We start from the raw sequence: 12,918 nt of genomic DNA, 5'->3' as shown, positions 1-12,918 counted from the left end.
GAGAGGTTTTTTTATTTGATGGAACCCAAATAGTTACTCATTTGTTGAAACAAGTTCGATTTTTTCAATCGAATTTCCCGGTAATTGTGGCGGGATAGACATTGTCATAATAGGCAGTCCCTTCAGAGTGCACTGAATGCGGCTCCCTTCTGACAGTTGTTCAGGGGTCAATTCTCCGAGGTTGTCAGTAGACACATGTATAATCACTCCATCATTTTCAAAGGCGGGAACGATGGAATCAGGATCACTGACCGCTTCGACTGAGCGAAGAACAACACTCACCATAGAAGGATCGGACTCTGTTGTAAATGAAGAAGTAATTTCACCTGTAAACACTGTTTTCATAGCAATCGCCTCCGTGGATGATGATGTTTGCTCCGTTGCTTGAGTATGTTTCTGTTCAGATTGCTTATTGCTGCAAGCTGTTAATGAAAGCAAAGCAAGCAGAAGGATAAGGTGTTTCATATAGTGCTCCTCCAAATCTCTCTTTAAGATTAGTCAATTATACGAGAAAAGATTTCAAATTTACAATAATATATCTTTTAATATAGGGAGAAATTTTTCAGTAATATAGCGTTTTTATTCACTGAATCGTAAAAATAAAGTATCATCAAAGGTGTGTTAGAATGAATCGAGGAGTTGAGTGATATGATCCAAATGAGAGCGCCAAAAACTATTTTTTTGCCCCACGGATCCAAAGCTGTTCTCTTACTGCATGCGTATTCTGGAAGCCCCAATGATGTTCGTATGTTGGCTCGCGCATTGGAAAAGCTGGACTATACGGTTTATGCACCTATGTATGCGGGACATGGAACGACAGATCCATTAGATATTTTACAACAACCCCCTGAAATCTGGTGGCAGGAAACCAAAGCGGCAACAGCTTTTCTACAAGATAAGGGCTATGCTAAGATTGCTGTTTTTGGTCTTTCGATGGGTGGAGTGTTTGCCTCTCGGTTGCTAACTGAAAATCAGGCTGGGATAATCGGTGGTGGCTTTTTCTGCTCACCCATTGCACCAGTAAAAACCACAGTAGTAGAGAGCTTTTTAGCTTATGCTGAGCAACTTCTAGAGGATAATGAACCTGCAGATACAGCGGAACGTTTAAGAGAATATCAACCGTTAGTAACAAGACAGTTGGCAAAAATCGAAGAACAGGGGAGTCTAGCATATCAAAGACTATCAGAGGTTCAACAGCCATTTTTTATGGCCCAAGCTGGACAGGATCAAATGATTGAGCCAGAAGGGGTATTTAAAACAGCTGAAGAATTGAAACAAGCCCGTTTTCAATTAAATTGGTACCCTGAGAGCGGTCATGTAATCACTGTTGGTCCAGAACGAAGACAATTAGAGCAAGATGTGGCTGATTTTTTGGCCGTTCTTGATTGGAGAGAATGAAATGACAAGAAAAACAATTAAGGAAGAAATTATGAACTTTTTGCATGAAGCAAAGAAAAAGAGCTTCTCAGTGGAAGAGCTAGCTCAACACATGGGCATGCAAAAAAGTAGTGACTATAAATTACTTGTTCAAACAATTGCGCAAATGGAGCGAGAAAAAAGTATCGAATTTAATAACAAGGGGAAAATTAAACTGCCATTTGTACCTGCAATGGTTGAGGGGACTTTTCGGATGAATGAACGAGGCTTTGGTTTTGTAACCATTGATCCGGAAGAGCCCGACGTGTATATTTCCAGCGATGCGACTAATTATGCGATGAATGGCGATACGGTTATGATTGATATCGTGAAGAACGCTGATCCATTTGGTGATCGTGGTGCAGAAGGTCGAGTGGTCTCAATTAAGAAGAGGGCCATCCAGCAAGTGGTGGGTGAATTTACCGCTTACACACCAGCTGAGAGAGAGGAAACTGATCTTTATGGTGTCGTAACACCGAAAGATAAGAAAAATGCGCCATTCAAGGTATTTGTAGCCGCTGAAGGGATTCAGCCTGTGGATGGAAGCATCGTCGTTGTAGAAGTAACTCATTATCCTGAAAAAGGTTATGCCTCCAGTTTGGAAGGATTAGTAAAGAAAGTAGTTGGACATAAAAATGATCCTGGAATGGATATTTTATCAGTAGTAGTTGCTCAAGGTATACCTACCAGTTTTCCTGACGAAGTTCTGGAAGAAACTGACCAAGTACCTGACCAAATTAGGGATGAAGATCTTACTGGCCGTCGTGATTTGAGGAATCAAACGATTGTAACGATTGATGGAGCTGATGCTAAAGATTTGGATGATGCAGTAACGGTTCGCAAACTAACCAATGGAAATTACTTCTTAGGCGTTCATATTGCGGATGTTTCATATTATGTCACTGAAGACAGCCAATTGGATCGTGAGGCTTTTGAGCGTGGAACCAGTGTCTATTTAACAGATCGAGTGATTCCTATGATTCCTCAGCGCTTATCTAATGGTATTTGTTCCTTGAATCCGCAAGTGCCCAGGCTGGCGATGAGCTGCGAAATGGAAATTGATAGAAACGGTAAGATTGTCTCTCACGAGATTTTTCCAAGTGTCATTCAAACAGCGGAAAGAATGACCTATTCTGCTGTAAATGGAATACTGGAAGAGGAAGATGCGGAGTTAATTAAACGCTATGAACCTTTGGTACCTATGTTTACTCTAATGAAGGAATTGCACGGAATTTTAGAAGCTCGCCGTGTTAATCGTGGGGCAATAAATTTTGAAGATCGCGAAGCCAAAATTTTAGTGAACGAAGAAGGCGCGCCATTAGCAATTGAGATACGTTCTCGTGGCGTAGGTGAAAGGCTGATTGAATCATTTATGCTAGCAGCCAATGAAACTATTGCGGAACACTACAATCAATTGAAGCTACCATTTATTTATCGGATTCACGAACAGCCGAAGGAAGAAAAAATGCAGCGTTTCTTTGACTTTGCTGCAGCACTGGGTATTTTAGTTAAAGGTACGAAGGAGAGTATTACCCCTAAAGACTTGCAGCAGGTAATTTCAGATGTAGAGGAAAAACCAGAGTCAGCAGTTATCAATACAATGTTGTTAAGAAGTATGCAACAGGCACGTTATTCTGAGGATAATTATGGACATTATGGACTGGCTGCAGAATATTACACGCATTTTACCTCTCCGATTCGCCGTTATCCAGACTTAATCGTCCATCGGCTAATTCGTACCTATGAGAAGAATCAAAGCGAACAGGTTAAGGAAAAATGGGCAGACGCCTTGCCGGAAATTGCTAAACACAGCTCAGACATGGAGCGTCGTGCAGTTGATGCCGAGCGGGAAGTAGATAGCTTGAAGAAAGCAGAATATATGGCTGATAAAGTTGGGGAAGAATTCGATGGAATCATCAGCTCTATTACTAAATTCGGTATTTTTGTTGAATTACCGAATACGATTGAAGGATTAATTCACTTAAATGAGTTAAAACAGGACTATTTCCATTTTATTGAGAATCAATTAGCATTGGTTGGGGAACGAACTCGCCAAACCTTTAAAATTGGTCAAAAGGTAAAAATTAAAGTAACGAAGGCTGAACCAGAAACACGGGAGATTGACTTTGAACTTCTAGAAGCGGAAGAAATTCCTGCTTTGGAGCCACCAACCCGGAATCGTCGCCGTGAACGTAAAGAAAAGACTTCTAATAAGAAAAATAATAGAGAGAAAAACCAACCACGCAAGAATAAGAAAAAACCAAAAGGGAAAAAGCCTTTTTACAAAACCGTAGCTAAGAAGAAAAAAGGCGGCAGAAAGAAGGGGTAGTATGCCAAAAGGTGAAGGAAAATTAATTGCACAAAACAAGAAAGCTCGTCATGATTATACGATCATTGATACCGTTGAAGCAGGTATCGTTTTACAAGGAACTGAGATTAAATCAATTCGTAATAGTCGAATCAATTTAAAGGATGGGTTTGCTCGTGTGCGTAATGGGGAGATGTATCTATACAACGTGCATATTAGCCCTTACGAACAAGGCAATATCTTTAACCATGATCCTCTGAGAACTAGAAAGCTACTTTTGCATAAGAAACAAATTGATCGGCTAGTAGGCGAAACGAAGAATACTGGGGTAACCATCGTGCCATTAAAAGTGTATTTAAAGGATGGCTATGCTAAGGTGTTATTAGGCTTAGCAAAAGGAAAGCATCAGTATGACAAACGAGAAGCGTTGAAACGAAAAGATGTAGACCGACAGATTAGCCGTACACTGAAAAATTATAGCCGCTAAATAAATATCCTTTTTCGCATATTTGATAAGAATTTCTTTACTTAATTATGAATTTTGATACGATTAGTAATTATCATAATAGCTCTATTACGGGCTAAAATGCTTGGTGTTATCACTTTTTTTCGTGAGTCTCTTTCTATTAAAAAAAGAAATAGATTTTATTCGTTTTTTTTCATGAAAATCCTTTGAAATTTACGGACGATGGTGGTAACATACGGTAGTATTTTGCCTGGTATGCCAAATACGACGAATACGAGCATCAGGTTACTGGGAAAAGAGGTGAAATGGATTGGATGAAAAATCTTGGGTTTTTCATATTGGTCCAATATGGTTTGACGGGACTGTAACAACAATGATTCTGTTGACTTGCTTGATTGTTTTTCTTCTAGTGTTCTTTTTTACGAGAAAGCTTTCAATGAAGCCAACAGGCAAACAAAATGCTATTGAGTGGTTGGTCGATTTTACCTCAGGAATAGTTGGCGACAATATGCCGCGAAAAGAAGTGAATAATTTCAGTCTTTTATCTTTTACACTATTTCTATTCATTTTTGTTGCCAACCAGATTGGTTTGGTTACAAAGATCGTTACACCAAATGAGGTATCTTTATGGAAGAGTCCAACGGCTGACCCCTTTGTAACAATGGGATTGGCAATGATGGTATTAGTATTATCGAACCTCCTAGCATCAGAACGCTTTGGCCTTCGCGGGTATGTTAAGAATTCGTTCTTATCGCCGATGCCAATGCTGTTGCCGATCAAAATTATGGAAGAGTTCACGAATGTAATTACGTTGGGACTACGTCTTTACGGAAACATTTATGCCGGCGAAGTATTACTGACATTGATTGCCAGCATGATAACAAGTCTAGGCTGGATCGCTATTCCAATTGCTATTCCATTGGAAATGATCTGGATTGCATTCTCATTATTTATTGGCAGTATCCAAGCATTTGTCTTTACCACTCTATCTATGGTGTACATTAGTCACCAGATAGAAGTAGAAGAATAATCAAGAAAACAAACATTTTAGGAGGATTTTTAATTATGAACTTTATCGGTGCGGGAATCGCAATTTTAGGAGCAGCAATTGGTGCTGGTTATGGTAACGGAAAAGTTATTTCAAAAGCAATCGAGTCTATGGCACGTCAACCAGAAATGTCAGGTCAAATTCGCTCAACTATGTTTATTGGTGTTGGTTTGATCGAAGCTGTGCCTATCTTGGGTGTCGTATTAGCTATGCTAATGGTCTTCAACAGCTAATAGTAACGAATTTCGTTGCTATTTTTTGTCTAAAAGCAAGATGTTACTTACCAGAAAGGAAGACCGAGTATGCTGAATCTAGTTATCGCTGAAGCTCCCAACACTACGCTCGGTAACTTAATTGTCGTTACAGGATCATTTTTGATCCTTTTACTTCTATTAAAGAAATTTGCTTGGAAGAGCGTTATCGAGATTTTAAAGAAACGGGAAGAAAAGATCGCCAATGATTTAGATTCTGCTGAACAATCACGCATTAAAGCAGCGCAATTAGCGGAAGAACGTGAAACACAATTGCAAAGCTCTCGCAGTGACGCAGCAGACATCATCAAGAATGCCAAAGAAAACGGTGAATTAAGCCGTCAAAACATCATCAAGGATGCGAAAGAAGAAGTAACTCTTTTGAAGGATCGCACAAAAGTCGAGATTCAAGAGGAACGCGAAAATGCCTTAACGTCTGTTAAAGATGATGTGGCAGACCTTTCCTTGCAAATCGCTGAGAAACTTTTGAATAAAGAATTATCTGGCGATGCGCATCAAAAGTTAATCAATGAGTACATTGATAGACTAGGAACAACTAAGCATGAAGCTTGATAAATACACAGTTGGTAAACGTTATGGCAAAGCTTTGTTTGAGCTGGCGGTCGAAAAACAGGCTACCAATGACATTTACAACGATTTATTGACGATTCGTCAAATTTTTAAAGAAGTACCGGATTTAGGTAACATCCTATCCGATGTACGCTTAACTGGTGATGAAAAAGAAGCGATTATGCAAAAATTTGCCCAAGGTTTTGAAGGAATTATTAATAACTTCTTATGGGTTGTTTATGACTATAATCGAATCGATGATCTTTTGTTTATGATCGACGAATATGAGCGTCGCTACGACAGTTTAAATCAAGTTGCTTTAGGAACGATTACCACAGCAGTGCCGCTCTCTGAAGAGAAACAACGAGAAATTGAAGCAAAAGTCGCTGATATTTTTGGCTACAAGAAGGCCAATCTAACCCCCTTAATTGATTCAACGATTATGGGCGGTGTCATTGTGGAAGCCGATCATCGAGTGATCGACGGCAGCCTCGCCAGCCAATTAAATGGCCTACGAGCAGCACTTAGCAAAAAGTAAGAAGAGGTGAAATGAATGGCCATCAAAGCAGAAGAAATCAGTGCATTGATCAAAGAACAGATCGAGAACTATGATAACAAACTGTCTGTGGAAGAAATTGGCACAGTCACATACGTAGGGGACGGGATCGCTCGTGCCCACGGACTAGAAAATGCAATGAGCGGCGAGTTGTTAGAATTCTCTAACGGCTCTTACGGAATGGCCCAAAACTTAGAAAGCAATGATGTCGGTATTATTGTTTTAGGAGAGTTTGAAACCATTCGTGAAGGCGACAAGGTAAAACGTACCGGAAAAATCATGGAAGTCCCTGTTGGGGATAATATGATCGGCCGAGTAGTAAATCCTTTAGGCCAACCAGTCGATGGGCTAGGTCCAATCGAAACAAGTAAAACACGTCCAGTTGAAACATTAGCGCCAGGCGTTATGCAACGTAAATCAGTTAGTGAACCAATGCAAACCGGTTTAAAAGCAATTGATGCATTAGTTCCAATTGGCCGTGGTCAACGAGAACTGATTATCGGTGACCGTAAAACTGGTAAAACTTCTATTGCAATTGACACAATTATTAATCAAAAGGGACAAGACCTAATTTGTATTTACGTAGCAATTGGTCAAAAAGAATCAACTGTCCGTTCACAAGTTGAAACGTTGCGTAAATTTGGCGCATTGGATTATACAATTGTAGTAACGGCAGGGGCTTCTCAACCAGCACCATTACTATATATTGCTCCTTACGCTGGAACGGCAATGGGCGAAGAATTCATGTATAACGGTAAGCACGTATTAGTTGTTTTTGACGATCTGTCAAAACAAGCAGTAGCTTATCGTGAATTGTCTTTACTATTGCGTCGTCCTCCAGGTCGTGAAGCTTATCCAGGGGATGTTTTCTATTTGCATTCACGCCTATTAGAGCGTGCAGCAAAATTATCTGATGAATTGGGCGGCGGTTCTTTAACTGCTTTACCATTTGTTGAAACACAAGCGGGAGATATTTCCGCCTATATTCCAACTAACGTTATCTCAATTACTGACGGACAGATTTTCTTGGAAAACGATTTGTTTTATTCAGGAATTCGTCCAGCTGTAGATGCTGGTTTATCTGTTTCCCGGGTGGGTGGTTCTGCACAAATCAAGGCAATGAAAAAAGTTGCTGGTACATTACGTTTAGATTTGGCCAGTTTCCGTGAATTAGAAGCCTTTACTCAGTTTGGATCAGACTTGGATGCTGCAACACAAGCTAAATTGAATCGCGGACGTCGGACTGTTGAAGTACTAAAACAACGTTTGCATGATCCGCTGCCAGTGGAAAAACAAGTGGTGATTCTTTATGCACTGACTCATGGTTTCTTAGACAGTATTCCAGTGAACAATATTTTAGATTTTGAAGCACAATTGTTTGAATACATGGATGCGAATCATCAAGACTTATTTGATACTATTCGTACAACGAAAGATTTGCCTGATACAGATCAGTTGGATCAAGCAATTCAAGCATTTAAAGATATTTTTGATGCAGCAAATACTAAACAAAACCCAGCATAATCGAGGTGAAATAGCTATATGGCATCCTTAAATGAAATCAAAACGCGAATAGCGTCAACTAAAAAGACCAGCCAGATCACTAATGCGATGCAAATGGTATCAGCTGCAAAATTAACTAAATCGGAAGCCTATTCTGCCCGTTTTCAGATTTATGCCTCAAAAGTGCGGGAAGTACTGACTCACTTAACAGCTAGCGAATTGGAAGAAATTGCAACAGCCGACCATGAAATCAATGGTATCAATTACCATAGTATGTTGATTAACCGTCCTGTTAAGAAGACTGGCTATATTGTAATCACTTCTGATGGCGGTCTTGTAGGCGGCTATAACAGTTCTATTTTGAAACAGACCATGACTATGCTGGAAGATGACCACGATTCACAAGATGAGTATGTCTTGTTAGCAATCGGTGGTACAGGTGCGGACTTTTTCAAGACTCGTGGGGTGAAACTGGCCTACGAATTGAGAAACTTATCTGACCAACCCAGCTTTGACGAAGTTCGTAAGATTGTTTCTATGACAACTAGCATGTATGAGAATGAAGTGTTTGATGAGTTATATGTTTGTTATAACCATCATGTGAATTCGTTGTCTAGTCAATTTCGAGTAGAAAAAATGCTGCCAATATCCGATTTAGATCCGGATGAAGCAGAAACTTATACACAAGAATATATTTTCGAACCTTCTAAAGAAGCGATATTGGATCAATTATTGCCACAATATGCTGAAAGTTTGATTTATGGAGCGATTGTCGATGCCAAGACAGCGGAACATGCTGCAGGTATGACAGCGATGAAGACGGCGACTGATAATGCCAAATCAATTATTGGTGATTTGACTATTTCATACAACCGTGCACGTCAAGCGGCGATCACTCAAGAAATAACGGAAATTGTTGGCGGGGCTTCCGCGTTAGAATAATTTCGAGATTGGAGGAAAAAACATGAGTTCAGGCAAGATTGTTCAAGTAATTGGTCCCGTTGTTGACGTGGAGTTTTCTTTAGACCAATCCTTACCAGATATCAACAATGCGTTGATCGTATACAAAAATGACAAAAGTAAAGTCGTACTTGAAGCGGCATTAGAACTCGGCGATGGTGTAATTCGGACCATTGCAATGGAATCTACAGATGGTTTGCAACGAGGCATGGAAGTTGTGGATACAGAAAAGCCAATCTCAGTCCCAGTTGGAACCGAAACATTAGGACGGGTATTCAATGTCTTAGGGGAAACAATCGACAACGGAACACCATTTCCTGAAAATACTGAAAAAAGCGGTATCCATAAAAAGGCGCCAGCTTTTGATGAATTAAGCACTAGCAATGAAATCCTAGAAACAGGGATCAAGGTTATTGATTTACTGGCACCCTACCTTAAGGGTGGTAAAGTGGGTCTTTTTGGTGGTGCCGGTGTAGGAAAAACAGTGTTAATTCAAGAGCTGATCCACAACATTGCGCAAGAACACGGCGGAATTTCTGTGTTTACCGGAGTTGGTGAACGAACTCGTGAAGGTAACGACTTATACTTTGAAATGAAGGAATCAGGCGTTATAGAGAAAACAGCCATGGTTTTTGGTCAAATGAATGAGCCACCAGGTGCTCGGATGAGAGTTGCATTAACTGGTTTAACCTTAGCTGAATATTTCCGTGATGAGCAAGGACAAGATGTTCTATTGTTCATTGACAATATTTTCCGCTTTACTCAAGCTGGTTCAGAAGTATCTGCCTTATTGGGGCGGATGCCATCCGCTGTTGGTTATCAGCCAACCTTAGCGACTGAAATGGGACAATTGCAAGAACGGATTACCTCGACTAAAAAAGGATCAATTACATCTATCCAAGCAATTTATGTTCCAGCGGATGACTATACGGATCCAGCTCCAGCTACTGCCTTTGCCCATTTGGATGCGACAACCAACTTGGAACGTAAACTAACCGAGCAAGGGATCTATCCTGCGGTGGATCCATTGGCATCATCTTCTAGTGCTTTAGCACCTGAAATTGTTGGCGATGTTCACTATCAAGTGGCGACTGAAGTCCAACGTGTCTTACAGCGTTATCGTGAATTACAGGATATTATTGCGATTTTAGGGATGGATGAATTGTCAGACCAAGAAAAAGTAATTGTTTCTCGCGCACGTCGAATTCAATTCTTCTTGTCACAAAACTTTAATGTTGCTGAACAGTTTACGGGACAACCAGGATCATACGTTCCAGTTGAAGAAACTGTTAAGGGATTTAAGGAGATTTTGGAAGGCAAGTACGATGATCTTCCAGAAGATGCCTTTCGTAACGTAGGGAAAATCGAAGAAGTAGTCGAAAAAGCAAAATCTTTAGGCTACTAGAAAGAGGTGCCCTATGGAAAATAAAGAAGTGCTTAATGTAAACGTAGTGACGCCTAACGGGCTTATTTACGACCACCATGCAACAATTGTAGTGGCTAAGACTGTCTCAGGTGAACTGGGAATTTTACCAAAACATGCACCGATTATTGCGCCATTGTCGATTGATGAAGTACGTATTCGTAGAACAGACGCAGACACTCATGTGGACTGGATTGCGGTCAATGGTGGTATTTTAGAAGTTCGGGACAACCAGGTAACCATTATTGCCGATTCGGCAGAGCGTGAACGTGATATTGATGTCTCACGTGCCGAACGTGCTAGACAGCGTGCTGAACAACGTATACAGGAAGCAAAAGCACAGCAAGACAGTGATCAGCTTAGTCGAGCTGAGGTTGCTTTGCACAGAGCAATGAATCGAATTAAAGTATCAAAGCATACGTAAAAAAAGTGCAGATTCTAAAGTTGGAATCTGCGCTTTTTTGATTTTGGTTGCGTTACATAGATATGACAAAAAATGAGAAGAATGAATTTCTATTTTCTAAAAGTTTTTTTAAAGTCTTATAGAGCTTTAAACCATTCTACTTTCTTAAAAACTATGATATAATCCGTTTGTTGATTTTTTTGAAAGGAAGAAAAAGATGCAAGTATATGGTATGGATGCAATCATTCGAATTGTTTCACATTTTGCTTTTATTTACTTGGCCTTTTGGGCATTGCGTTCGATAAGGACAGAAAAGCTGTTTAAAGCATTCCATGAAACACAGATCCGAATGGTCATCATGATGGCATCTGTAGCACTGGGTTTTATATTCAGCACTTTCTTTTTAGAAATTATCATCTTATGTAAAAATATCTTTTTAAGTTATCAATAATACTAACTAAGTACATACAAATGTGTGAATCGGTTATAGCGATTTTTTTGGAGGGAACGTAATGGAAGAGATCATCGTTCGAGGTGGCAGAAAATTAAACGGTACAGTAGAGATCGAAGGTGCGAAAAATGCGGTATTGCCTATCTTAGCTGCAAGCTTATTGGCTGAAGAAGGAATAACAAAATTAAGCAATGTACCGATATTATCTGATGTATTTACGATGAATCAAGTGATTAGTTACTTAAATACAGAAGTAGAATTAGACGAAACAGCAAAAGAAATTACAATAAATGCAACAAAACAATTGGAAGTTGAAGCTCCCTATGAATATGTAAGTAAAATGCGAGCTTCGATTGTTGTTATGGGTCCTTTATTAGCCCGTAATGGACATGCCAAGGTTGCTCTGCCAGGTGGTTGCGCTATTGGCAAACGTCCGATTGACTTGCATTTGAAAGGATTTCAAGCTTTAGGTGCGAAGATTATTCAAAAAAATGGTTATATTGAAGCAATTGCTGATGAGTTAACAGGCAGCAATATTTATTTGGATTTTCCAAGTGTTGGTGCAACACAAAACATCATGATGGCTGCTGTTAAGGCTAAAGGAACGACTGTCATCGAGAACGTGGCTCGCGAACCTGAAATTGTTGATTTAGCGAACTTTTTAAATAAAATGGGTGCTCGTGTCTATGGTGCGGGTACAGAAACAATGCGTATCGAAGGTGTGACTCATTTGCATGCAGTAACACACCCAATTGTACAAGATCGAATCGAAGCGGGTACGTTCATGGTAGCTGCAGCTATGACTGAAGGGAATATTCTCATTGAAGAAGCCATCTCTGAACACAATCGTCCGTTAATCTCAAAATTAATGGAGATGGGTGCAGTAATCACAGAGGAAGAAAATGGCTTGCGTATTGTTGGACCTAAGAACATCAAAGCTACTGATGTGAAGACAATGCCTCATCCTGGCTTCCCTACAGATATGCAAGCACAAATGACTGCTATTCAAACAGTCGCTGACGGCATCAGTACAACGGTTGAAACAGTATTCGAAAATCGGTTCCAGCATTTAGAAGAAATGCGTCGAATGAATGTCGATGTAAAAATCGATAATAACGTAGCAATTATTAAAGGCAATACCAAACTACAGGGAGCGGAAGTGTACGCGACTGATTTGCGCGCAGCAGCAGCCTTAATTTTAGCTGGCTTGCGTTCTGAAGGTATCACACGTGTGCGCAATTTGAAATACTTGGATCGTGGCTACTATAAATTCCATCAAAAATTACAATTACTTGGTGCAGACGTTGACCGAGTAGATAGCGAAACTGGTGAAACTGTAGTACAATCTGCTGTTTTTTCTTAAGGAGTGAAGACTTATGAGTTCAAGTGATCATATTTTACGTAGTCTAATAAAGATTGTCGGTATTTTGTTGGCAGGTGTTATCCTGTTTATTGTCGGCAGTATGATCGGCTATGGAGTCATGGGCGGTGGAAACCCTTTTGGTGTATTACTTCCAGGTGTTTGGCGTCACATTTTAGATTTTGTTCAATAAAGGGCCTAGC

General features: G+C 40.0%; 15 protein-coding genes. 14 read left to right on the top strand and 1 reads right to left on the bottom strand.

Annotation, left to right across the window (positions count from 1 at the left end):
- Window positions 1-33 precede the first annotated feature (33 nt).
- The gene (locus IGI49_RS09575) at window positions 34-465 is read right to left on the bottom strand and encodes a hypothetical protein (RefSeq protein WP_429964307.1); all 432 of its coding nucleotides are present in this window, start codon (window positions 463-465) and stop codon (window positions 34-36) included.
- Window positions 466-648: 183 nt separating this feature from the next.
- Here IGI49_RS09575 and IGI49_RS09570 point away from each other — a divergent pair, with 183 nt between their 5' ends.
- The 14 genes from IGI49_RS09570 to IGI49_RS09505 all read left to right on the top strand — a co-directional run bounded on the left by IGI49_RS09570 (window position 649) and on the right by IGI49_RS09505 (window position 12,908).
- Entirely contained in the window at window positions 649-1,398 is a 750-nt protein-coding gene (locus IGI49_RS09570; RefSeq protein WP_429964306.1) for an alpha/beta hydrolase, read from the top strand.
- A 1-nt stretch (window position 1,399) separates the two neighbouring features.
- Complete coding sequence (gene rnr / locus IGI49_RS09565; protein WP_429964305.1) at window positions 1,400-3,745, top strand: ribonuclease R; 2,346 nt, start codon at window positions 1,400-1,402, stop codon at window positions 3,743-3,745.
- A gap of 1 nt (window position 3,746) precedes the next feature.
- The gene (gene smpB / locus IGI49_RS09560) at window positions 3,747-4,211 is read left to right on the top strand and encodes an SsrA-binding protein SmpB (RefSeq protein WP_207700970.1); all 465 of its coding nucleotides are present in this window, start codon (window positions 3,747-3,749) and stop codon (window positions 4,209-4,211) included.
- A gap of 289 nt (window positions 4,212-4,500) precedes the next feature.
- Window positions 4,501-5,220: a F0F1 ATP synthase subunit A gene (atpB, locus tag IGI49_RS09555; protein WP_429964304.1), complete on the top strand. Its 720-nt coding sequence runs from the start codon at window positions 4,501-4,503 to the stop codon at window positions 5,218-5,220.
- Window positions 5,221-5,255: 35 nt separating this feature from the next.
- Window positions 5,256-5,471, top strand: coding sequence for an ATP synthase F0 subunit C (gene atpE / locus IGI49_RS09550; RefSeq protein ID WP_207700972.1), 216 nt, complete (start codon window positions 5,256-5,258; stop codon window positions 5,469-5,471).
- A 69-nt stretch (window positions 5,472-5,540) separates the two neighbouring features.
- On the top strand, window positions 5,541-6,062 hold the full coding sequence (atpF, locus tag IGI49_RS09545) for a F0F1 ATP synthase subunit B (RefSeq protein ID WP_207700973.1): 522 nt from the start codon (window positions 5,541-5,543) through the stop codon (window positions 6,060-6,062).
- Window positions 6,052-6,597 carry an ATP synthase F1 subunit delta gene (atpH, locus tag IGI49_RS09540; protein ID WP_429964303.1) on the top strand — a complete coding sequence of 182 codons (546 nt, stop codon included), beginning with the start codon at window positions 6,052-6,054 and terminating at the stop codon, window positions 6,595-6,597. The genes atpF and atpH overlap by 11 nt, the downstream gene beginning before the upstream one ends.
- Before the next feature lie 15 nt (window positions 6,598-6,612).
- The gene (gene atpA / locus IGI49_RS09535; RefSeq protein WP_207700975.1) at window positions 6,613-8,139 is read left to right on the top strand and encodes a F0F1 ATP synthase subunit alpha; all 1,527 of its coding nucleotides are present in this window, start codon (window positions 6,613-6,615) and stop codon (window positions 8,137-8,139) included.
- A gap of 18 nt (window positions 8,140-8,157) precedes the next feature.
- A complete protein-coding gene (locus IGI49_RS09530; protein ID WP_207700976.1) occupies window positions 8,158-9,060 on the top strand; it encodes a F0F1 ATP synthase subunit gamma in 903 nt (300 codons plus the stop codon).
- 22 nt (window positions 9,061-9,082) lie between these two features.
- On the top strand, window positions 9,083-10,483 hold the full coding sequence (gene atpD / locus IGI49_RS09525; protein WP_207700977.1) for a F0F1 ATP synthase subunit beta: 1,401 nt from the start codon (window positions 9,083-9,085) through the stop codon (window positions 10,481-10,483).
- 13 nt (window positions 10,484-10,496) lie between these two features.
- Entirely contained in the window at window positions 10,497-10,925 is a 429-nt protein-coding gene (locus IGI49_RS09520) for a F0F1 ATP synthase subunit epsilon (protein WP_207700978.1), read from the top strand.
- A gap of 196 nt (window positions 10,926-11,121) precedes the next feature.
- Window positions 11,122-11,355 carry a DUF1146 family protein gene (locus tag IGI49_RS09515; RefSeq protein WP_207700979.1) on the top strand — a complete coding sequence of 78 codons (234 nt, stop codon included), beginning with the start codon at window positions 11,122-11,124 and terminating at the stop codon, window positions 11,353-11,355.
- A gap of 61 nt (window positions 11,356-11,416) precedes the next feature.
- The gene (gene murA, locus IGI49_RS09510) at window positions 11,417-12,718 is read left to right on the top strand and encodes a UDP-N-acetylglucosamine 1-carboxyvinyltransferase (RefSeq protein WP_429964302.1); all 1,302 of its coding nucleotides are present in this window, start codon (window positions 11,417-11,419) and stop codon (window positions 12,716-12,718) included.
- 13 nt (window positions 12,719-12,731) lie between these two features.
- Complete coding sequence (locus IGI49_RS09505) at window positions 12,732-12,908, top strand: DNA-directed RNA polymerase subunit beta (protein WP_207700981.1); 177 nt, start codon at window positions 12,732-12,734, stop codon at window positions 12,906-12,908.
- Window positions 12,909-12,918: the final 10 nt, after the last annotated feature.

The sequence above is a fragment of the Enterococcus sp. AZ071 genome (genome assembly GCF_050499065.1).
GTDB classification, from domain to species: Bacteria; Bacillota; Bacilli; order Lactobacillales; family Enterococcaceae; genus Enterococcus_A; species Enterococcus_A ferrettii.
Note: the sequence above shows the minus strand (reverse complement) of the source record. Positions and strands in the feature narration are given on the sequence as shown.